This window comes from Elizabethkingia argenteiflava, from assembly GCF_009904105.1.
Classification (GTDB): domain Bacteria; phylum Bacteroidota; class Bacteroidia; order Flavobacteriales; family Weeksellaceae; genus Elizabethkingia; species Elizabethkingia argenteiflava.
The window spans coordinates 1-23,004 of record NZ_JAAABJ010000335.1; the positions used below are offsets into that span (position 1 = coordinate 1).

Genomic DNA, 23,004 nt, shown 5'->3' on the forward strand with positions numbered 1-23,004 from the left:
CCTTTTCATGGTTTGATAATGATAGAAGGCTTTGCAGGAATTATCAACTCTTACATGAATCCTCCGAAAATATGACCAAATTATCTGCTATAAAATTATTAATCAATAAAATTTAAACAGGATCTTAATATAAGTTTTTCTATCCGTTCAGACAGGATTACCAAATCGGTTACCCGTAGATTTTTCCAAGTGGGTATAGCGGCTTCGTTACTTTAGTTTTATAGCCATTTTACAGATATAGGAGTCTTCATCATAGATATTCGCGAAGCTTTTTTTAAAGAGATGAACATCAATTTGATAATTTGTGGTGAGATCACGGAGATAGTCATTAGAGCATAAGCCTTAAAATCTATGGTAAAGAAACCTATATTAAGAAGCCGAATACAGGTTTTATTTAAATATGTTAAAACTCAAATTATCAATTTAACTGTTGGAAAAAAAATATGCAGCTCGAAAGGTTCTATATTATGCCTTTTGTTGAAAAATATCACAAGGTTTGTGTTTACATTTTTCCTTCTATTTTCTCAAGTGTCAGATTCATGCCTTTAGAATTCACCGTATGATCTTTTTAAAGATTTGTTAAATAGTTTTGTACTCCAAAATAAATCTTTAAAACTACTATGGATAGAGTTAGTCGCTAATTGATATAAAAAGCCCTATCAAAAGATAGGGCTTTTTAAATGGTTTATGATGGTATCTTCAGAGGTTCAAAATTTTCGAAAACAGCACCAATGTGATGAAAATCGACTGATTAAAACCTTTTCAGGTCTTTCTTTATTTTTTCCATTTTAGTCTCTTGGTATATTCAGAGAGTCATGTAACATGTATAGATTATGATTGTAAATTTATGTTGCTGGTGATTATCCTCATTAACTTAAAATTGAGCAATTTCAGTAGAATCTTTTAAGGCTACCGTTGTCGCTTGTCCTGCGCTAATAATCGTTTGAATTTCATCAAAAAATCCTGTACCTACAAAGGACTGGTGCCGCCTTACAGCACGGAATCCTTCTTGCTGTAGCGCAAACTCTTTCTCCTGCAATTGAGAATAGCCTGCCATTCCATATTGACGGTAAGATTTCGCCAATTCAAACATAGAATGATTAAGCGCGTGAAATCCTGCTAAGGTGATAAACTGAAATTTAAAGCCTAATGCCGCAAGATCTTCACGGAAGGTTTGCATCTCTCGTTGGTTCAATTTAGCCGCCCAATTAAAAGATGGTGAACAGTTATAAGCCAATAATTTACCGGGGTATTCTGCATGAATTGCTTCTGCAAATTGCCGTGCCTGATCTAAATTGGGATGAGAGGTCTCCATCCAGAGCATATCCGCATAAGGAGCATAAGCCAAGCCCCTGGATATAGCCTGGTATAACCCCGCCTCTACTTTAAAAAAGCCTTCTGAGGTTCGCTCTCCGGTGATAAAAGATTTGTCCCTGTCGTCAATATCAGAGGTTAATAGCTCGGCGGCATCGGCATCGGTCCTAGCAATAATTATAGTAGGAACCCCACATACATCTGCAGCTAATCTTGCGGCAATTAATTTATTAACCGCTTCTTGAGTGGGTACCAAAACCTTACCTCCCAAGTGACCACACTTTTTAGCAGAAGACAATTGATCTTCAAAGTGAACTGCCGCAGCTCCCGCCTCTATCATTTGTTTCATGAGCTCATAAGCATTGAGTGTTCCCCCAAATCCCGCCTCCGCATCCGCAACAATAGGCACTAGATATTGTCTAGATGTGGTTTCTTTTTCTTTGTTAACGGACTGAATTTGATCTGCTCTTAATAAAGCATTATTGATTTTCTTTACCACTGCTGGAACAGAGTTAGAAGGGTACAATGACTGGTCTGGGTACATTTCTCCTGAAAGGTTGGCGTCCGCTGCCACTTGCCAACCGCTGAGATAAATGGCTTCCAATCCGGCATCTACTTCCTGAACAGCTTGATTCCCCGTTAAAGCGCCTAATGCCGCTACATAGGACTGATGGTTTAGCTGGTGCCAGAATTTTTCTGCCATTAAATGGGCTATGCTATATTCTATTTTATAGCTCCCGCGTAACCGAAATACCTCTGATGGGGTATAAGGACGTACAATACCTTTCCATCTAGGGTTACTGTCCCAATCTTTTTGTAAGTGTTGAATTTTTTCCATGTTTCTATTTTTTGATTTATCGTTATAGCCAGGCTGAGTGGTATATTCTAAATATATTCATAGGCTTTAAGTGTTAAAAAATCTTCAAACTTCGCCTCAAACACCATATTCTGTAAAAGCTGAGTTGCTAAACCAAATTTTCCACTGGTATATCGGGATTCACCTACATATTTTTTTATTTTTTCTAACTCTTCATCCTGCCATTTCAAGTAGTTTTCTTGAGTTAGATACTGACCCTCCTCTAAGGGAATCGCCATGTGAAAGACCTGCCATAGTTATGTTCTCGATATTTCTGCGGTAGCCGCATCCTCCATTAAATTATAAATGGCCGCAGCCCCTACTCCACTCAACCATGATTCTATGTATAAAATACTCACATTTATATTCTTACGCATACCCACTTGGGTAAGGCTGCCTTGAGGAATACGCAACAAATCGGCTTCTGAAATTTTATATTCTTCTTTTTTATTGTAGATCTGATTAAAAGTGGGCATCCCTGCATCAAAAGTCTCCTTAGCAATACCAACCAAAGCAGGATGGGCGACCCAGGTGCCATCATGACCATTTTTTACTTCACGTTCTTGATCAGCCCGTACTTGATCAAAAGCAATTTTATTAGCCTCTTCATTATTTTTCACGGGAATCTGAGCTGCCATACCTCCGATAGCAGAAACCCCTCTTTTATGACAAGTCTTCACCAACAGCTTTGAGTAGGAACTCATAAAATGAGTGGTCATGGTAACCCAATCCCTATCCGGAAGAATAAATCGTGAAATCTTTCTAAATTTTTTAATAAAAGAAAAAATATAATCCCAACGCCCGCAATTAAGCCCCGCCATATGCTCTTTTAAGCTATAAATAATTTCATCCATCTGGAAGGCAGCCGTTATGGTCTCTATTAAAACTGTTGCTTTTATAGTGTGAGGCGGAATTTTCATATAGTTTTCAGAAAATATAAAGACTTCACTCCACCATGAAGATTCATAATAATTTTCCAATTTAGGCAGGTAGAAATAAGGTCCATAGCCCTGTTGAATCTGCTTTTTAGCGTTTAAAAAGAAAAAAATTCCAAAATCGATCAGAGAACCGGAGGCTTCTTCACCCTGAATTAAAATATGTTTTTCATTCAGATGTAAACCTCGAACACGCACGAATAAGGTAGCGAGCTTTTCACCTAAACTATATTTTTTCCCATCGTTTTCGAAATTTATGTTTCCATCAATGAGATCTCGAAGGTTCTGCTGCCCCTCCATTATATTCTCCCAGGTAGGTGCATTGCTATCTTCAAAATCAGCCATAAAACAATTGGCTCCAGAATTCATGGCATTAATAATCATCTTCCTATCCACGGGGCCCGTAATTTATACCCGTCTATCCCACAAGGTCTTGGGTAAGGCATCGCAAATCCAATCACCATTCCGTATTTCTCTAGTCTCATCCAAAAATGCAGGTAGAATTCCATCATCAAAATATTTTTGTTGAGATTCCCTACGCTTGAGCAGTAATCTCCGTGTTGCATTAAATTTTTCGTGAAGAGCTACTAAAAAATTCTGTAAATCAGAAGAATAAATATCACTGTATTTTTTAGCATGTTGAATACTAAAATTTTTCATGCCTTAATTTTTCACTAATGTAAATAAATAAATTTTCACTGAAAGCGAATTTTCGCTAAAACTAGGAAATAAATATTAGTCGAATAATAGCTTATATTTTTTATCTTTATTTCATGAATATTGAGAGTGATTATATCCGCACTATTTTCGGGGTAAAACTGAAGCAATTACGTCAAAAAAAAAACTGGTCTCTACATGAGGTATCTGAAAAAACAGGGATGTCAAAATCCTATTTAAACGAGATTGAAAAGGGGAAAAAATACCCCAAACATGACAAGATACTAGCGCTTTCCAATGCTCTAGGCTGTAGTTTTAACGACCTGGTCTCTACCCAACTGGATAAAAATCTAGCTCCCATAGGAGATCTGATAAGGAAAGATTTCTTTCGTGAACTCCCTTTAGAACTGTTTGGAATCAATAAGAATTCTCTTATCAATATCGTAAGCGAAGCTCCCAAGAAAGTCAATGCATTTATCAACACTCTTATAGAAGTGGCCCATACCTACGATCTGGATAAAGATCTTTTTTATCTGTCGGTACTGCGCTCACTACAGGAACTCTATAATAATTATTTCCCAGAAATTGAAGATAAAGCGATTGAGTTTACTAAAAAATACAAGCTGCAAAGCATTAATATCGCCTTGCTAGAGGATATTTTACAACGAGATTGTGCATACCATATCTATTATGAGGATTATGAAAGACAAGGCCCCTTAAAGCACCTGCGCTCTTTATTTTGTTCCGAAAATAAAATCCTCTCTATCAACCAAAAGCTGGCAGAGCAACAAAAACTCTTTATACTTGCAAAAGAAATAGGCTTCGAATTTTTACAATTACAACCCCGCCCCAATACCTATACATGGCTAAAGTTTACGAATTTCGACAGTTTGCTTAACAATTTTTATGCGGCTTATTTTGCTGGTTGTTTATTAATTCCTAAAGATGAATTGATACAGGAAACCAAAAACATCCTGAGTAGAAAAGAATGGTCTAATGAATATTTTGATTACCTCATTGAAAGAAATACCCAATCTCCCGAAACGCTGTTCTACAGACTAACCAATATTCTTCCCGAATATTTTGGGATGAAGGATATTTTCTATATATGCTTTGTTAAATCAAGGAATCAGGATAAAATAGATATTCATAAGGAACTACATCTTAATCGACGCCAAGCACCCCATGCGAATACGGCCAAAGAACATTATTGCCGGCGTTGGATTGCAATAAAAAACATGCAGAATCTATTCCATTCAAAAAGGCTTACCTCCATACAGATATCGGAATACGAAAATTCTGGACTTAATTATTTAGTCATTTCGACCTCACAAAGAGATCCTTTCTCCGATGGGAATAATAGAAGTTACTGTCTTGGGATTTTACTGGATCCGGAAACGACAAAACAGATAAAATTCTTAAAGAATATTCCCAGAGAAAATGTAGGTGTTACTTGTGAATGCTGCTCGATTAAAGACTGTGAAGTTCGCCAAATAGCCCCCTTAAAACTTGAAAAACGCGCCTTGAACGAAGAAATACAACTGTCGGTAGAAGAAAAATTAAAACAGCTTAAAAACAGAATATTCAGCACCTCCTAAATCTATAAGTTTATGAACTTTGTCACAGATCTATTATTTCCCAACCGTTGCCTCAATTGTAATCATATTATTTATAATCAGGATATTATTTGTGAACAATGCTATGATCAAATCAATTTCACTCACTGGGAGGCCTTAAAGCAGAATCCATTAAAACTGAAGCTCAACACACTTTTTCCGGTAAGGGAAACTTATGCTCTAATGCATTTTGAAAAGCAAGGACTTTGCAGGAAAATCATTCATCACCTTAAGTACAAACACCGGGAAAATATTGGGCGGCAATTAGCTAAATGGACTGTAAAAAAAATAAAACTCCACATAAAACCCGATTTGCTGATTAATATTCCTCTTCATCCCAGGAAAATGAAAAAGAGAGGCTACAATCAACTTCACCTCTATACGGAAACGCTATCACATGCCTGGGGAATACCTTTTGATCATCATTATTTAAAAAGAATAACGCATCATAAGCCTCAAGCCGGAAAAAACAGGCTAAGTCGCCAACACAACACCGAAATTTTCACGGTACCTTTGGCTAGGTGCAATACTCATTTTCTCCTCATAGATGATATTTGCACTACAGGAAATACTATGGCCGGATGTGCATGGAAAATATTAGAAGCCTCCAACAACAGCATTAGTATTCTGGTAATGGCGATAGATTGATCTTAATATATTTATCGCTGTAATTTTTCACCATAAGAAAGATCTCCAGCATCCCCTAATCCAGGCTTAATATAGCCTTTGTCTGTTAAAGCCCCATCTACCGCCCCTATCCATAGATAGGCATCTGGGTAAGCGTTTCGAATCACTTCAATACCTTGTTCACTAGCAACAGCAGATACAATATGCATTTGAGAAGGTTTGCCGTGGGTAAGCAAATCCTTAACGGCTTCAATAAGAGATGCTCCAGTGGCTAGCATAGGATCGACTACAATTAAAGGTCGCCCTGTTAAGTCGGGACAGGTGAGGTAATCTTGCTTAATGGAGAAATAATCGTTTGAATCATGTTTACGGTAGGCCGCAACAAAACCGCAATCCGCTTTGTCAAAATAATTTAAAACACCCTGAAATAAGGGCACTCCGGCTCGTAGTATGGTAGTTAATACCGGTTGTACTGCTATTTCTTTTGCTTTAATTGATTCGAGAGGTGTAATAATTTCAATTTCTTTCTGCTCGAGTCTCTTGCTAATCTCAAGTGCAGCAACCTCTCCGATGCGTTCCATATTTCTGCGGAATCTCATCCTATCTCGCTGTACCTCAACATCTCTTAAATCATTGATCCACGAGTTGACAAGAGAGAAGTTTTCTGATAAAATATAAAGCATGTTTTTCTATTTTTGAGTGGCGCAAAAATACAATTAAAAAGCCGAATCACCCCCTCGTATCTCTACAAAAATTAAGATGACATCTCGAGTTAAGAAACTTCTATATTTAAATAGGCTCCCCCCTATAGGGCTAAAAAAAACCTTTCAAAGATTGGTTACTTTGAAAGGTTTTTTATTTTATTTTTGCCTAAAATATACTTCTATTGGAACCCCTGTAAATCCAAACTCTTTTCGAAGTTGGTTTTCGGTAAATCTCTTGTAAGGCTCCTTAACGTACTGAGGGAGATTACAGAAAAACACAAATTGAGGTGAAGGGGTGGGCAGCTGAACGCAATATTTAATTTTGATATACTTACCTTTAATGGCTGGAGGCGGCGTTCCTTCAAAAATCGGAAGCATAACTTCATTAAGTTTAGAAGTTTTAATTTTCTTCTTACGATTTTCATATACTTCCATCACCACTTCTACCGCTTTAAGAATCCTTTGTTTGGTAAGTGCAGATACAAATAATATAGGAATATCAGAAAACTGTCCAATTTTATGGCGAATGGCTTTCTCAAAATCACGCATGGTATTGGTTTGTTTATTTTCCACCAAATCCCATTTGTTAACCAAAATCACAATGCCTTTTCTATTTCTCTGAGCAATTCCAAAAATACTCATATCCTGAGCCTCCCAACCTAAGGTAGCATCTACCATAATGACTACCACATCGGAATTTTCAATCGCTCTAACAGAACGCATTACAGAATAAAATTCCAAATCTTCAGAAACTCTATTTTTCCGTCGCATTCCTGCGGTATCCACCAAAACAAATTCATGTCCAAATTTTTTATATAAACTCTGAATACTGTCTCTGGTCGTGCCTGCGATGTCGGTTACAATATTACGCTCATTATCCAACAAAGCATTGGTCATGGTAGATTTTCCTACATTAGGACGCCCCACAATTGTAATTTTAGGAAGCCCCTCAAAAGGATCTTTATATCCGGTGGTAGGAAACTCCTTTACTATATCATCTAACAAATCTCCCGTTCCCGAGCCTGTAGCCGAGGAGAGCGTATAATATTTATCAATTCCTAGCTGATAAAATTCAGTCGCCGGAAGTTCTTCTTTCGAAGAATCTACCTTATTCACCACAATATAAATGGGTTTATTGGATCTTCTGAGCAAATTATAGATTTCAGTATCTGTATCTGTCAATCCCTCTTCTACGTTCATCATAAAGATAATAGAAGTCGCCTCATCAATGGCCAATTGTACTTGTTTACGAATTTCTTCTTCAAAAATATCCTGTGAACCTACATCATATCCTCCGGTATCAATTACAGTAAATTCGATACCGTTCCACTCAGATTTGCCATAGTGCCTGTCCCGGGTAACCCCAGCCGTAGAGTCTACAATCGCTTCTCGTCTCTCTAAAAGTCTATTAAATAGTGTGGATTTTCCTACGTTGGGTCTCCCAACGATTGCAACGATATTCGACATGAAAATTTTGTTTAATAATTTTTGATTATTAATGGGTTACTCCAACGATTGGAGCCCAAAATTTTTTTTTTGCAAAGATATAAATTTAGTTGATAGTATAAGTTTTGTTTTTTTTATATAAAAACTACCTTTCCAGAAGTCGCAAATTTATAAAAGCCTTCTCTCATTATGCCTTAAAGCTAGGGTAAAATTAAATATATTAGTAGGAGTAACTATAATATTTTTTATAACTTTGATACAAAGACCGCGAAAATGCATTTACAGAATAAACATATTGTACTGTATGATGGGGATTGCCCTTATTGTAACTATTGGGTGAAATTTATCCTGAATCATGACAATCAGGATAAATTTATGTTTGCAACTTTGCAATCGGATTTTGGTCAGGATTTTTTGAAGAAGAGAAATTTAGATCACCGCCAATTCACCACTATTTATTTACTCAAACCCCACGAATATTACTTGATAAAATCTACCGCTATTTTTAAAATACTCTCTTTAATTGGGGGGATTTACCTGCCTTTATCCTGGTTAAGGTTTTTTCCTAGATTTATTTGTGATAAACTTTATGATTTTGTCTCTCGAAATCGAAAGAAGATGAACGTTAAAAGTTGCCCTATATTAACCCACAAGGAGCGAGAAAAATTTCTGACCGATCCTATCTTATTTTAATCCTGCCCCCTCGGTAACACAACGATAAAAACCAAAATAAAAATACTATCTTTGGAGCCTGTTTTATACCTATTAGATTCATGGAATACAATACGAAAAGATCTCACCTCTATATGCCCGAATATGGGCGCTTAATACAATCCTTAGTAGAACACTGCAAGACACTTACCACAAAAGAAGAACGTAATGAAATCGCTCATTCCATTATTTCTTTTATCGGACAGAGAAATCCACATCTTAGAAGTGAAGAAAATTATAAACACAAGCTTTGGGATCATCTCTTTATCTTGGCGGATTACGATTTAGATGTAGATTCTCCTTACCCTATTCCCACTCGGGAAGAGATGCAGCAAAAACCTAAAAAAATAGAATACCCCTCTTATGACAATGAGTATAAGTTCTATGGAAAGAGCATTCTTCAGCTCATCGATAAAGCCATAGCGCTACCCGAAGGAGAAGAAAAAGAAACCTTAATACAGGTGATCGCTAACAATATGAAAAAATCCTATAATGTTTATAACAAAGAACATGTACAGGATGAAGTTATCTTTAGACACCTAAAAGAGCTTTCCAAAAATCAACTCTATATAACAGGAATAGATTCTTTAGAGAAGAGTAAAATATACCATTCCAATAACCATAGAAATAAAAATCAAAACCATAAAAATAACCAACAGAAAAGGAAAAATTTCCAAAACCATAAAAATAACCGCAAAAATTAATGAGTAACGCATTTCAAATACGGGGAGGAAAACCTTTGTCCGGCGAAATAACTCCCCAAGGGGCAAAGAACGAAGCATTGCAGATTTTATGTGCCGTGCTTTTGACGAGCGATGAAGTAAGGATAAAAAATATCCCGGATATTAAAGATGTCAATCAGCTGATCGATATTCTTAAAGACATGGGCGTTATCATCACTAAAAATGGAAAAGGTGACTATAGTTTTAAAGCTGATAATATTAACTTTGACTACATAAAATCTCCTGAATTTAAAAAAAATGCAACAAAATTAAGGGGATCTGTGATGATTTTAGGTCCCTTATTAGCCCGATATGGAGAGGCCTATCTGCCTACTCCGGGTGGTGATAAAATCGGAAGGAGAAGACTTGATACTCATTTCCAAGGTTTTGTAGAGCTGGGTGCTGAGTTCCATTTCGATGAAATAGAAAGTTTCTATTCTCTGCAAGCTAAAGAACTTCATGGTAAATTCATTCTTTTAGAAGAGGCATCGGTAACAGGCACGGCCAATATATTAATGGCAGCCGTACTGGCAAAAGGAAAAACGAGAATTTACAATGCAGCCTGCGAACCTTACCTTCAACAGTTGTGTAAAATGCTCAATAGAATGGGGGCTCAAATATCCGGCATCGGATCAAACCTACTGACCATAGAAGGAGTAAACCATCTTAGCGGAACCGATCATACCATGCTTCCTGATATGGTAGAAATAGGTTCTTGGATAGGTCTTGCCGCGATGACGAAATCGGCCATCTCCATTAAAAATGTCAACTGGAATCAATTAGGTGTTATTCCTGAAACTTTCAGAAAGTTAGGTATAAAGGTAGAGAAAGATGGAGAAGATATATACGTTCCAGCACAAGAGTTTTATACAATAAATAAATTTATCGATGGTTCCATATTAACCATTTCAGATGCTCCATGGCCTGGTTTTACACCTGACTTATTATCCATTATATTGGTGGTCGCTACACAAGCGAAGGGAACTCTCCTTGTTCATCAGAAAATGTTCGAATCCCGATTATTCTTTGTGGACAAATTAATCGACATGGGCGCTCAGATTATACTGTGCGATCCTCATAGAGCTACCGTCGTGGGGCTTAATCATGAATCTCCTTTAAGGGGTACCACGATGACCTCCCCAGATATCCGTGCTGGAAACGCACTATTGATCGCTGCCCTTTCTGCAGAAGGAGAATCTCTTATCTACAATATTGAACAGATCGATCGAGGATATGAGAATATTGACGATAGGCTAAGAGCCTTAGGCGCCGACATAAGAAGAATATAGCCCACTGAACTTCCTTAAAAAAAGCCTGTGGGCTTTTTTTTATTTAAGATATAAAATAGATAGATAGGAAAAATATAGAGCCCCTATTTATTTTTTGATTCTAAAATGTATTTCATGATACCCTCAAAATATTCTAATAGAATTTAGTAAATTTGCTATTAAAATGAGATCTTAAAAATGCCAAAATTATCACATAGAGCCGAAAACATGCCGGCTTCACCCATTCGAAAATTAGTTCCCTACTCCCTTGCTGCCAAACAAAAAGGTATTAAGGTTTACCACCTCAATATTGGGCAACCTGATATTGAGACCCCTGATTCTGCTTTAGCTGCTCTAAAGGATATTCATTTAAAGGTACTAGAATACTCACTGTCAGAAGGAAATATTGAGTACCGAGATCAACTAGCAAAATATTATAATAAACTAGGGTTTGGGGATATTAGTGCCCAAAATTTCATCGTTACCAACGGCGGATCTGAAGCTTTAAATTTCACCCTATCGGTACTCTGTGATCCAGAGGACGAAATCATTATACCAGAACCTTATTATGCTAATTATAATGGATTTTCCACTGCTTTAGGCGTGAAAGTAAAATCCATCCCATCTTCTATTGAGAGCGGATTTGCTCTACCTCCTATAGATGCATTTGATCAACAAATCACCTCTAAAACCAAGGCTATCTTAATCTGTAATCCAGGAAACCCTACGGGTTACCTCTATACCAGACAAGAACTTGAACAGCTTGCCAAAATAGCTTTAAAATACGACCTGGCTATTATTTCCGATGAGGTTTACCGCGAATATGTCTATGATGGAGAAAGCCAAGTATCTGTGCTTTCTTTCCCTGAACTAAGAGATCATTGTGTTGTAATCGATTCGGAATCCAAACGTTATAGTATGTGCGGAGTAAGAGTAGGCTGTATGGTCACCCGTTCACAGAAAATTTTGGAAGCAGCTATGAAATTTGCACAAGCACGACTCAGTCCTGTACTGATTGGACAAATTATTGCCTCTGCAGCCCATGTTAAAGATGAAGCCTATATCCGCTCGGTACGCGAGGAATACACCAAACGAAGAGACCTTTTGGTCAAATTATTAAACGAAATTCCAGGCGTAGTATGCCCAAATCCTAAAGGTGCGTTTTACTGTATGGTCGAGCTCCCTGTAAAAGATACGGATGACTTTGCTCAATGGCTATTAGAGTCCTATCATCTAGACGGAGAAACAGTTATGATAGCGCCTGGAGGAGGTTTTTATTCAGACCCTGCTCTAGGAAAAAAACAGGTAAGAGTCGCTTATGTATTAAAGGAGGAAGATCTTAGAAAGTCTGTGGAAATTTTAAAAGACGCGCTTGAAAAGTATCCTGCATAAATAAAATTTCTTTATCTATTTGGGTTGAGATGAAATCTTTTCCTCTAGCCTGTATAAATCTATGATCTACAGCTTCACTACATAATAAAAACTCCTATTTTTTATCTCATAGAACTTCTATAAAACAGTAATGCAGTTACAGAAAAATTTTTCACTCAGAAAACATAATACTTTTCAGGTTGATGCAAAAGCATCTTTTTTCACAGAAGTTTACACCCTTGAGGAATTAACGGAAGCTTTAGATTTTGCGAAAGACAAAAACCTATCCTATTTTATCTTGGGAGGTGGAAGCAATATACTCTTGACACAGGATTTTAAAGGTATTGTTATTGCCTTGCGCTTAAGTGGGATTTCTGAACAAAGAATAGATGAAAATCATATTGTAGTAACGGCTAAAGCTGGTGAAAACTGGCATCAATTTGTTCGCTACTGCACTACTAAAAATTATGGTGGTCTGGAAAATCTGTCTTTAATTCCAGGAAATGTGGGCACCTCCCCTATTCAAAATATCGGAGCCTACGGTGTAGAGATAAAAGACGCTTTCCACAGCTGCAAAGTACTCGATACGCTAGATGGAAGTGTTAAAACGCTTCATGTAGAAGACTGCCATTTTGGGTATCGGGATTCTATTTTTAAGAATTCGGAAAAAGGCCGCTATATTATATTAGAGGTAAGCTTTCTACTGACCACTGACCACCATCAGATTTCCGCATCTTATGGCGCCATCCAGCAGCAATTGGAACAAAAGAATATAAAAAACCCGTCAATAAAAGATATTTCTGAAGCTGTTATTGCCATTAGGCAAAGTAAATTGCCCGATCCACAAATCACTGGAAATGCGGGAAGTTTTTTTAAAAATCCGGTTATCCCAATAGAACAATTCAATATTCTAAAAAGAAATTTTGAAAATATACCAAACTACCCTAGCCATCAGGAAATAAAAATACCCGCAGGCTGGCTTATTGAGCAATGCGGATGGAAGGGCAAAACTTTAGGAAACGTAGGATGCCACCCACTTCAAGCCTTGGTTATTATCAATAGCAACGGCAAGGCTACAGGACAAGAGGTTTATAATTTCTCATCTGATATTATTGATTCTGTTAAAGAAAAATTCAACATTCAGTTAGAACGAGAAGTGAACGTTCTATAAAAATATAAAGGCTGTTACTTATTGGTAGCAGCCTTATTTATACAATTATCTAATTATTTATTTAAGAGCACCGAAGCCTCTTTGGCAAAATAAGTAAAGATGAGATCGGCCCCTGCCCTTTTGATACTTTGCAACGTTTCTAAGACGATCTTATCGTGATCCAACCATCCATTCTGAGAAGCCGCTTTTAGCATGGCATATTCCCCACTTACCTGATATACAGCAATAGGATGAGTAATAAGCTCTCTCACTTTGGCTACAATATCTAGATTAGATAGCCCTGGCTTTATCATAATAATATCCGCCCCTTCCTGTACATCGCTAAGAACTTCACGAATTGCTTCACGGCTATTGGAGAAATCCATCTGATAGGTTTTTTTATCCATGGGGATGTCTTTATCCTCCACTGGAGCACTATCCAAAGCACTTCTAAAAGGTCCATAAAAAGCACTCGCATACTTAGCTGCATAGGCTACGATACCTACGTGATCAAAACCATTTTGCTCAAAAGCCTGTCGGATCGCAAATACACGCCCATCCATCATATCCGAGGGAGCAACAAAATCAGCCCCTGCTTCTGCATGTGAAAGGCTCATCTTTACCAAAGCCTCTACTGTAGCATCATTCACCACCCTACCTTGCTGAACAATACCATCATGCCCATATATGGAGTAAGGATCAAGAGCAACATCGGGCATCACCAGTATATTGGGTTCTGTATCTTTTATCAATTTTATCGTATCCTGCATTAATCCTCCAGGATTCCAGGATTCTTTACCGGTGTTGTCCTTAAGATGGTCTCCTACCTTAACATAGATATTAACCGCCTTGATACCATGACTATAGAGATCCTTAATTTCATTTTTTAATAAATCTAAAGAGTATCTATATACCCCTGGCATAGAAGGTATAGCTTCCTTTTTTTCCGACCCCTCCATAACGAAAATAGGAAGTACAAAATCATCAGTAGTTAAGGTAGTTTCCCTCAATAAGTCTCTAATAGACTGGTTTTTACGCAATTTTCTATTTCTATCAAAATTCATCTCTGAACCACTTTAAAGTTGTAGAACAAATTTAGCCATCCTGAGGTGGTAAACCTATTGTTTTATGATTTCTTTTTTATTATAACTTTTTTATTTTTTCATACAAAAAGAGCTGCATCAATGGAGCAGCTCTTTTTATAATTATAATATCCTACTAATAAGGTCCCTTAATGATATCACCTTTCGCTAAGGACGAGGCCGAAGAGGTCCCGATACGCTGTACCCCTAGTTCTATCATGCGTATGGCTTCTTCTGGTGATTTTACACCACCAGCAGCTTTTACCGGTAAACGTCCTGCATTTTCGAGCATAATCTGGATACCTTCTACCGTCGCTCCGGCTGGCTTTCCATCTTGCGTTTTATAAAATCCTGTAGAAGATTTTATAAAAACCTTATCTGTACTTTCAGGGAAATTCTCTTCAGTCCAAAGTGCTATGCGTTTAGTAATATCTGCTATTTGCTCATTGTCCAAAGCTGCAATTTCGATGATCCATTTTGCAATTTTAGCATTTTTAAGAGCTCGCTGAGTACAACGCTTAACTTCTTCTTTTACTAATTCTATATTCCCGTTTTTATAAGCTTCAAAATTGATAACAAAATCCAATTCGTCTACTCCATCTTCAATAGCTTTCTGAGCTTCTGCCAATTTTTCCTCAATGGAAGTAGTCCCTTCATGAAATCCTATAACCGTACCTACCTTTACCGAAGATCTGTGCTCGAGAATAGTGTTTTTTGCTTTTTTCACATAGTCTGGGCGAAGCATCACTGCAAAAAACTTTTGCTCTATAGCTTCTCGTACCAATTCATCAACTCTTTTACTCGTCTGTTCTTCTGTAAAGCCAGACTGCTGAGGCAGCGCCAAGTAAGTAGAATCCAAATAATCCTTTATATCTTTCATAAGCTTATACTTTAAGCTGTCTTGAAATGCTTTGTTCCAAAGATATAAAAGTCTCTGTTCTCATCACACCCTTTAGTTTCTGGACTTGACTTAATATTTCCATCAGGTGATCATTATCTTTTGCCAATACTTTTAGGAATATCGTATAATCTCCTGTTGTATAATGAGCTTCGACAATCTGATTAATCTGTCTTAACGATTTCACAATTTCATTATAATGACCTGGATGATCTAAGTACACCCCCATATATGAGGTTACCTTATAGCCAACTTTTCTTGGATTTAGGAAAGACATTGAGTTCTCAATTACCCCAGCTTGTTCCAATTTCTTAATTCTCTGATGTACAGCTGTCGTAGAAATCCCTACACGCGATGATATATGTGCTAAAGAGGTTTTAGCATTATCCATCAACAAATAAATAATTTCCTTATCAATCATATCAAGATGATAAGCTTCTGTAGCCAAATTTTTCATATACATTTTATTTTACTTTAATCTTTATCTTTATAAAAACTGGAAAATGATCGCTATACCCCCCCAAATATCGAGTTCCAGCATATGTTCTAAATGGATGGCCTCTTTTTTTGTTATGAGGACTTCTTTCGATGAGATGTCTAGAGTCAAAAACCTTTGCATGGAGAAACTCAATGCTATTTTCTTGTTCCAAAAATGCTGGGGATAAGATTATTTGATCGAACAATAATCCTTCGCTCCTATGAAACGTGGAAAATTTTTTTTTATTATAGAGTTCTTCGAAAAAATTTATCAATACAATTTCACTTTTATTATTAAATGCTACAAAATCTTGCAAATTAGCTTCTGTTGGGTTTTCATTAAAGTCGCCCATCACCACTATATTCTCTAAAGGATTTTGCAAAAGCTTATCCCGGATTTTACGCTGCAACTTATCCAGAATAATTTTACGCTTAGCCATCCCCACCTCTTTTTGTCTTTTGGAGGGTAGATGCAATACGTAAATACTCAATTCGACGGGCCCATATCTAAAACGGGCATATAAAATATCTCTTGTGGTACTCGGTACAGGGAGCATTCCTATTTCACCCTCAAAAATTTCGGAATAAACTTCAGAATATAACAATTCAAGCTTTGTTTTATCATATAACAATGCCGTGTCCACCCCTCGCTGATCAGGTGAATCATAATGTACAAAAGCATAATTACCTTTGAAAACATCCTGGTTCACTATGTCCTCAAGAACCTGATTAGTTTCTATTTCCGCCAATCCTATCAGCATAGGCAAAAGCCCCTCCTCTAGACGAAGATAGTTAAAGACTTGGGTAAACTTAAGAAGTTTATTCTGGTAACGGGCCTCATTCCAATTTCTAAGCCCAGATTTCGGAATATCACTTCTAGGGTATTGTTTCAGCTGAGGCGCATAAAAATTTTCCGTATTGTAAAACACTACCAATTCCGGCGCTATAGAGAGCCCTTCCAATTCCTTTTCATTTAATTTACAACCACTTAATACTTTTTATATTAAAGGTAAAACAACAATAATTCACCATTAAAGAATACATTCATTAATCTTGATAAAGATACACATATATCCAATATTGATTACTATTTTAAAGAAAAATTATTTTTAGTAATAAAAAAAAACCAATTTGGAGTATATAACACAAAAATAAAAAGGCAAACCTCAAACTTTATATTCGGTTTCTTCACAGGTATACAGTAGGATTGCAAATCATCTATAAAAGCTCAATTTCCCACATACACTGGGATATATTGAATTCTATAAGCACCCTGAAAAAAGGGATGATTTTGGAAAAACTGACTCGCGATTTTTAAAATATCCAGGCTTATTTACTCAATAAGTCGGGTCTTTTTTCCTGTGTAATTTTGAGGGCTTCATTATAACGCCAATCTTCTATAACTTGAGCATTCCCGCTAAGTAATACTTGAGGGACTGTAAGTCCTTTATATTCTTCAGGGCGAGTATAAATCGGCGGCGATAGTAAATCATCCTGAAAACTATCCGTTAGAGCAGATTGTTCGTCATTGAGCACACCTGGAATGAGACGGATGACAGCATCGGCAAGCACACAAGCTGCCAGCTCACCTCCCGTCAAAACATAATCTCCAATGGAGATTTCCTTGGTAATATGTAAATCTCTAACTCTTTGGTCAATTCCCTTATAATGACCACACAGGAAAATCAAATTATTTCGAAGTGAGAGACCATTGGCTATTTTTTGGTTTAAAGTCTGTCCATCTGGAGTTAAATAAATTACCTCATCATATTCCCGTTCTGCCTTTAATGTAGCAATACAATGATCAATAGGTTCTACCATCATGACCATACCAGCACCTCCTCCATAAGGTTCATCATCTATCTGCCGGTGCTTACCAAATCCCCAATCCCTTAGGTGGTGAAAATATACCTCTACTAATTCCTTCTGCATTGCCCGTTTAAGAATGGATGCCTTAAAGGGGCTTTCCATAAGTTCTGGCAGAACCGATATAATATCTATTCTCATTGTTCTGTTTTATTTTTTTTATATGGGACAATAATAAGCCTTAAAGATGAATCTTTATTAAAATAGGACCAAGCCCAATTATAAAAAATAGCTATTTTATTTCTAACGCTCAATATAAGCATAAGGTGCAAAAACATCCAGAAGTACCACGCAAATCTACCCTGGAATTTTAACTTTGGTAAATCAACCACAGCCCGATGTTTGCCTATAGTTGCCATAGATCCTTTATCCTTGTATTTAAAAGGAAGCCAACCTGAGGTTTTATCTCTAAGTAAATTACCCCCTAGATGCTGACCCTGGTCTATCGCTACACTCGCCAGCTGGGGATGGCCATGGGGATACTCAGGAGTTTCCATATAAGCAATATCCCCAATTGCGAATATATTTTGATATCCTTTAACTCTATTGTATTCATCTACAATATAGCGATTTTTAGAAATATGTTCCGAAGCTATACCATCTATGATATTGCCAGTAACGCCAGCAGCCCATATTACATTGTTGCAGGAAAGACTATGTCCACTGCTTAAATGTATGGTTTTTCCATCATAAGCATCTACCCTTGCATTGTTGAGTAAAGTAACCCCTAATTGCTCTAAGTATAACTCAGATCTCTTTTGAGACTCCTCACTCATGGAAGCTAATACATGATCCGTAGCATTGATCAAGATAATATTCAGAGACTCAAAATTCATTTTAGGATAGTCTCGAGGAAGCACGTAACGCTTCATCTCTGCAAATGCTCCGGCTAATTCCACTCCGGTGGGTCCTCCTCCTACAATCACCAAATTCCAATCCCCTTCCCTAGGATTCTGACGCTCTATAATCAATCGTTCAAAAGTCGTCAATACCTGATTGCGAATACTGATTGCTTCCTGGGTATTTTTCATTCCATACGCTTGTTCCTCCAGCTCATCATTCCCATAAAAATTTGTTTTACAACCAGTCGCTATAATCAGTTTATCATAATGAAATTCTGCATTACGGCTAACTACTTTATTTTCTTCGGGCACAATTTTTACAATATTTGCCATCCGAAACTGTATGTTTTTTGATTTTTGAAAAATCTTCCGGAAAGGGAAAGAAATATTCGAAGGCTCAATACGCCCACTGGCCACTTGATAGAACAAGGGCTGAAACATATGATGGTTGACCCTATCGATAAGGGTAATAAGCTTATTAGGATGTTGATTTAGCTTTCTCGCGAGACGAAGACCTGCAAAGCCTCCGCCTATTATAAGAATTTTTTCACTCATATTATAAAAGTATAAGGATAAAACACTGTTTTTTACGCTTCAAATTTACGAAAAAATAAGCAAGAGATACGGTTCTTAATTTCCAAGAACAAAATGCTTTTAATAGATTTGCAGTATAATTATGTATAAAAAAGCGCCCCGAAAGAGAAGAAAAAGAATGCTGAAAAAACGCGCTAGTACCCGGAAAAAACTTTGGGTATTATTTTTTATTCTCATTACTTCTCTGTTAGCCATAGGCTTTTATATGAAAAACCAAATGCTTTTATATTATGCTATACATTTTAAAAGCGAGGAAATTCACCTTTTAAAAAACACGAAATTAGAGGAGGATAGAATCCATAGAATTGTATCTCTTCATGTCGATAAAACTTTCGGAATTGATATTTCGCATTACCAACGTAAAAAGGATATTAATTGGCATAAACTCACCATGGCGAATGGCGCAATCAATATTCAGTTTATCCTACTAAGGGCCAGTATGGGTGAAAATGCTAAAGATCATTATTTCCAGGAATATTGGAAAAGTGCTAAAAGAAGCGCATTGATCCGAGGCGCATACCACTTCTATCGCCCGCGGGAGAACCCTGTACAACAGGCAAACAATTTCCTGGAAACCGTAAAATTAGAATCCGGCGACCTGCTACCAGTATTAGATGTTGAGAAAATTCCGTCTCCTAAAAAACTCAAAGAATTCAAAAATGATTTGAAAGTTTGGTTAAAAATTGTGGAAGAAACTTATGGGAAAAAACCAATTATCTACACTTATTATTATTTTTACCGAGATTACCTTCAAGATGATTTTAAGGATTATCCTCTTTGGTTAGCCAATTATAATGATGTAGATACTCCCGCAGTGGAAACATTATGGGATTTCTGGCAGTTCACCGAAAAAGGAATTATAAACGGGGTTAATACCCACGTAGACGTGAATATTTTTAACGGTAACCTCTCGGAATTGCACAGACTAACCTTAGATTAAAATCTATCCCTACAAATGTGGCTATTTATTTTATTTCCCTAACTAAACTCTACAGGAAAGGAAGTTTCGTTGGTCTAAGTTTTTATTTAGGTATTGCCCAGATAAAAGAAACCTAAACATTTTTCATTTTCGGCTAATTGTAAATAACTCCCAATCTGTTGAATTATCTCTGGTGAGCTCCAATAGCATCCTACATGATAGGCAGTGGCCATCAAATACATATTTTGCACAGCCATAGCCGTAGAAGCAAGTTCCTCCCATTCTGGCACCTTACCACTGAAATGGACCACTATGCTAAATACAGCATAGGACTTATCTATTTTATTGGAAATATCTTGATATTTCTTTTGCAAGAAAACTTCAGGGGGCGTAATCGCTCTATACAGTTCCGCCAATACCTGTCCCAGCTCATTTTTTTCCGCTCCTTGAAAAAGCTTAAATCTACCGGGATCTGTCTTTTTATGGCTAGGAGCCCACTGTGCAGATTCTCTTATTTTTTCCAGGACTTCCTGAGGTATAGGCTCCGTACTATAATCTTTTGGAAAAACACTTCTTCTCGATTTTATGATTTCTTCTAAAACTTCCGCAGGGGTCTTCATCATTTTTTTCTTTAGTTATTATAATGTATCTATAGGCATCTTCTGAACAGCACAATCAATACCCAGCAAAAATAAGTAAAAACTTAATACGTGAAGCAGCATACGTAAATAGATACATTAAAAATTCTCTAAGCTCTTTTTATAAATATACTGAATAAGTTTAAAAAAATATAAATTTTTAAGTATTCTCTTGTACAAAAATTGGACAGGATAAAACGACTCCTAAAGCAGAACCCATAGACAAATCTATATTATTAGGCTAATTTTTGTAGATTTATAGCCCTAAAAATTTGAATTCTAAATAATGGATAATATTTTATTAAGACCCTTTAAAACAGCCTTTGATACGCCTCCTTTTGAGCAAATAAAAAATGAAGATTATCTACCCGCCTTTCAGGAAATTATAAAAAAATCGGAAGCTGAGGTAGAGGGCATCGCTATGAACCCAGAACCCGCGACGTTTATTAATACTATAGAAGCTTTAGCCTATGCTGGGGAGGACTTGGAAACCATTTCCCATATTTTTTTCAATCTAAACTCTGCAGAAACGAATGATGAAATCCAACGAATTGCTCAAAAAGTTTCCCCTATATTAACCGAATACTCCTCTAAGATATCACAAAACGAAAAACTTTTTGAGCGCATCCAAAAGGTATATGAGGAAAGAGAGAGTTACACGCTGAATGAAGAACAGCAAACTTTACTTTATGAAACCTATAAAGGTTTTGTAAGAAGCGGGGCCTTGCTAACACCAGAAGAAAAAGAAAAGTTAAAAGAAATCAATATAGCTTTATCTACAAAGCAACTACAATTCGGAGAGAACACCCTCGCCGCTACCAATGATTACATAAAGCATATTACCCTAAAAGAAGATTTAAACGGGATCCCAGAAGCTGTACTTTCTCAATATGCAGAAGAAGCAAAGGAAAGAGGTCTTGAGGGATGGGTGGTCAGCTTACACTACCCGAGCTATGTTCCTTTTATGACATATGCTGAAAACAGAACCCTAAGGCAAGAATTAGCACTCGCAAATGGTAAAAAAGCTTTTGACGGAGGTCAGTTCGATAACCAGCAACTGATTAAGGATATTATAAAACTTAGAGCTCAGAAAGCCCAATTACTAGGTTATGAAAATTTTGCCACCTTTGTATTGGAAGAACGTATGGCCAAATCTCCAAAAAAAGTTCAACACTTTCTTAAGGAATTACTCGATAAAGCCACTCCTCACGCGCTACAAGAAATCGAAGCACTAAAAGCCTTAGCAAAAAAAGATGGTATAGAGGTGATGCAAAGCTATGATCATGCCTTCTATGCTGAAAAACTGAGAAAACAAAAATACGATCTCAATGATGAGGAACTTAAGCCCTATTTTCCCTTAGCAAAAGTACAAGAGGCTGTTTTTGAATTAGCCGGAAAGCTTTTTGGATTAACTTTTGAAGAGAGAAAAGATATTCCTAAATACCATCCAGAGGTGAAGACCTATGAGGTTCAGGAAAATGGGCTTTATAAAGCTGTACTCTATGTCGATTATTTTCCACGAAAGGGTAAACGAGCCGGAGCCTGGATGACAAGCTATAAAAATCAGTATAAAAAAGGAGGAAAAAATGTACGCCCTCATATTTCTGTGGTTTGTAATTTTAATAAACCCCACGGAGAGATCCCGAGTTTATTAACCTTCCAGGAAGTCACCACTCTGTTTCATGAATTTGGACATGCAATTCATGGCATTTTAGCGAACACCCAATATCCTAATATATCGGGAACGTCTGTTAAGTGGGATTTTGTAGAGCTTCCTTCCCAATTTCTGGAAAACTTCTGCTATGAGGCTGATTTTCTGAGAACTTTTGCACACCATTATCAAACCGGGGAAGTGCTAAAGGATGAAAAAATACAAAAGATAGAAGCCTCAAAAAACTTTATGCAGGGCTATCAGACCTTACGACAAATAGGTTTTGGACTCTTAGATATCGCTTACCATACACATAGCGATGATATAAAAGATATTAAAAGTTTCGAGGACCAAAATACGCAAGCTACACAGCTTTACCCTTTGAATTCAGAAACAGCGATAAGCCCTAGTTTTTCACATGTTTTCCAAGGTGGCTATGCTTCGGGCTACTATTCTTACAAGTGGGCTGAAGTTTTGGATGCTGATGCTTTTGCCTATTTTAAAGAAACAGGACTTTTTAACCCAGACACTATTGCCAAATATAAGCTCTTACTGGCCTCTGGGGGAACCAAAGATCCTATGGAGCTCTATAAATATTTTCGAGGCACAGAGCCTAAGATAGAAAGTCTTCTAAAACGGGCTTTCGGCTCCTAAAACAGA

General features: G+C 36.9%; 19 protein-coding genes and 1 pseudogene. 9 read left to right on the plus strand and 11 right to left on the minus strand.

From position 1 onward, the window contains the following. Window positions 1–874: 874 nt before the first annotated feature. A complete protein-coding gene (gene aceA, locus GNY06_RS03615) occupies window positions 875–2,152 on the minus strand; it encodes an isocitrate lyase (protein WP_166518840.1) in 1,278 nt (425 codons plus the stop codon). 47 nt (window positions 2,153–2,199) lie between these two features. Then, window positions 2,200–3,765: pseudogene (gene aceB, locus GNY06_RS03620) on the minus strand (malate synthase A). Window positions 3,766–3,878: 113 nt separating this feature from the next. Here aceB and GNY06_RS03625 point away from each other — a divergent pair. Both GNY06_RS03625 and GNY06_RS03630 read left to right on the plus strand, forming a co-directional pair. Then, window positions 3,879–5,360 carry an XRE family transcriptional regulator gene (locus GNY06_RS03625; RefSeq protein ID WP_166518841.1) on the plus strand — a complete coding sequence of 494 codons (1,482 nt, stop codon included), beginning with the start codon at window positions 3,879–3,881 and terminating at the stop codon, window positions 5,358–5,360. Between the two features lie 12 nt (window positions 5,361–5,372). Beyond that, the gene (locus GNY06_RS03630; protein WP_166518842.1) at window positions 5,373–6,026 is read left to right on the plus strand and encodes a ComF family protein; all 654 of its coding nucleotides are present in this window, start codon (window positions 5,373–5,375) and stop codon (window positions 6,024–6,026) included. Between the two features lie 11 nt (window positions 6,027–6,037). Here GNY06_RS03630 and upp read toward each other — a convergent pair whose 3' ends face one another. Together upp and der are read right to left on the minus strand one after the other, a co-directional pair. Beyond that, window positions 6,038–6,688 (minus strand): uracil phosphoribosyltransferase, encoded by a 651-nt coding sequence (gene upp / locus GNY06_RS03635; RefSeq protein ID WP_166518843.1) that lies wholly within the window; start codon window positions 6,686–6,688, stop codon window positions 6,038–6,040. A 177-nt stretch (window positions 6,689–6,865) separates the two neighbouring features. After that, window positions 6,866–8,176, minus strand: coding sequence for a ribosome biogenesis GTPase Der (gene der, locus GNY06_RS03640; protein WP_166518844.1), 1,311 nt, complete (start codon window positions 8,174–8,176; stop codon window positions 6,866–6,868). Window positions 8,177–8,428: 252 nt separating this feature from the next. Here der and GNY06_RS03645 point away from each other — a divergent pair, with 252 nt between their 5' ends. The 5 genes from GNY06_RS03645 (at window position 8,429) to murB (ending at window position 13,398) form a co-directional block, all read left to right on the plus strand. Next, a complete protein-coding gene (locus GNY06_RS03645; RefSeq protein ID WP_166518845.1) occupies window positions 8,429–8,848 on the plus strand; it encodes a thiol-disulfide oxidoreductase DCC family protein in 420 nt (139 codons plus the stop codon). Between the two features lie 80 nt (window positions 8,849–8,928). Further along, window positions 8,929–9,570, plus strand: a complete 642-nt coding sequence (locus GNY06_RS03650; RefSeq protein ID WP_166518846.1) for a DUF4290 domain-containing protein — start codon at window positions 8,929–8,931, stop codon at window positions 9,568–9,570. Further along, window positions 9,570–10,877 carry a UDP-N-acetylglucosamine 1-carboxyvinyltransferase gene (gene murA, locus GNY06_RS03655; protein ID WP_166518847.1) on the plus strand — a complete coding sequence of 436 codons (1,308 nt, stop codon included), beginning with the start codon at window positions 9,570–9,572 and terminating at the stop codon, window positions 10,875–10,877. The genes GNY06_RS03650 and murA overlap by 1 nt, the downstream gene beginning before the upstream one ends. Before the next feature lie 177 nt (window positions 10,878–11,054). Continuing rightward, window positions 11,055–12,248 (plus strand): pyridoxal phosphate-dependent aminotransferase, encoded by a 1,194-nt coding sequence (locus tag GNY06_RS03660; protein WP_166518848.1) that lies wholly within the window; start codon window positions 11,055–11,057, stop codon window positions 12,246–12,248. A gap of 130 nt (window positions 12,249–12,378) precedes the next feature. Beyond that, window positions 12,379–13,398 carry a UDP-N-acetylmuramate dehydrogenase gene (murB, locus tag GNY06_RS03665; protein WP_166518849.1) on the plus strand — a complete coding sequence of 340 codons (1,020 nt, stop codon included), beginning with the start codon at window positions 12,379–12,381 and terminating at the stop codon, window positions 13,396–13,398. Between the two features lie 53 nt (window positions 13,399–13,451). On the opposite strand, the gene hemB is transcribed toward murB, so the two are convergent. The 6 genes from hemB to GNY06_RS03695 form a co-directional block, all read right to left on the minus strand. Next, a complete protein-coding gene (gene hemB, locus GNY06_RS03670; RefSeq protein ID WP_166518850.1) occupies window positions 13,452–14,441 on the minus strand; it encodes a porphobilinogen synthase in 990 nt (329 codons plus the stop codon). Window positions 14,442–14,595: 154 nt separating this feature from the next. Then, the gene (deoC, locus tag GNY06_RS03675; protein WP_166518851.1) at window positions 14,596–15,339 is read right to left on the minus strand and encodes a deoxyribose-phosphate aldolase; all 744 of its coding nucleotides are present in this window, start codon (window positions 15,337–15,339) and stop codon (window positions 14,596–14,598) included. Between the two features lie 4 nt (window positions 15,340–15,343). Beyond that, a complete protein-coding gene (locus GNY06_RS03680) occupies window positions 15,344–15,814 on the minus strand; it encodes an Lrp/AsnC family transcriptional regulator (RefSeq protein ID WP_166518852.1) in 471 nt (156 codons plus the stop codon). Between the two features lie 7 nt (window positions 15,815–15,821). Beyond that, window positions 15,822–16,796, minus strand: coding sequence for an endonuclease/exonuclease/phosphatase family protein (locus tag GNY06_RS03685; protein WP_176589952.1), 975 nt, complete (start codon window positions 16,794–16,796; stop codon window positions 15,822–15,824). Between the two features lie 367 nt (window positions 16,797–17,163). Next, a complete protein-coding gene (gene trmD, locus GNY06_RS03690) occupies window positions 17,164–17,841 on the minus strand; it encodes a tRNA (guanosine(37)-N1)-methyltransferase TrmD (RefSeq protein ID WP_166518853.1) in 678 nt (225 codons plus the stop codon). Beyond that, entirely contained in the window at window positions 17,838–19,097 is a 1,260-nt protein-coding gene (locus tag GNY06_RS03695; protein ID WP_166518854.1) for an NAD(P)/FAD-dependent oxidoreductase, read from the minus strand. The genes trmD and GNY06_RS03695 overlap by 4 nt, the downstream gene beginning before the upstream one ends. A 121-nt stretch (window positions 19,098–19,218) precedes the next feature. On the opposite strand from GNY06_RS03695, the gene GNY06_RS03700 reads away from it, so the two are divergent. Next, on the plus strand, window positions 19,219–20,076 hold the full coding sequence (locus GNY06_RS03700; protein ID WP_166518855.1) for a glycoside hydrolase family 25 protein: 858 nt from the start codon (window positions 19,219–19,221) through the stop codon (window positions 20,074–20,076). Window positions 20,077–20,162: 86 nt separating this feature from the next. Here the strand turns inward: GNY06_RS03700 and GNY06_RS03705 are convergent, their stop codons facing one another. Then, complete coding sequence (locus GNY06_RS03705) at window positions 20,163–20,675, minus strand: nitroreductase family protein (protein WP_166518882.1); 513 nt, start codon at window positions 20,673–20,675, stop codon at window positions 20,163–20,165. 304 nt (window positions 20,676–20,979) lie between these two features. Here GNY06_RS03705 and GNY06_RS03710 point away from each other — a divergent pair, with 304 nt between their 5' ends. Continuing rightward, a complete protein-coding gene (locus GNY06_RS03710; protein WP_166518856.1) occupies window positions 20,980–22,998 on the plus strand; it encodes a M3 family metallopeptidase in 2,019 nt (672 codons plus the stop codon). Window positions 22,999–23,004: the final 6 nt, after the last annotated feature.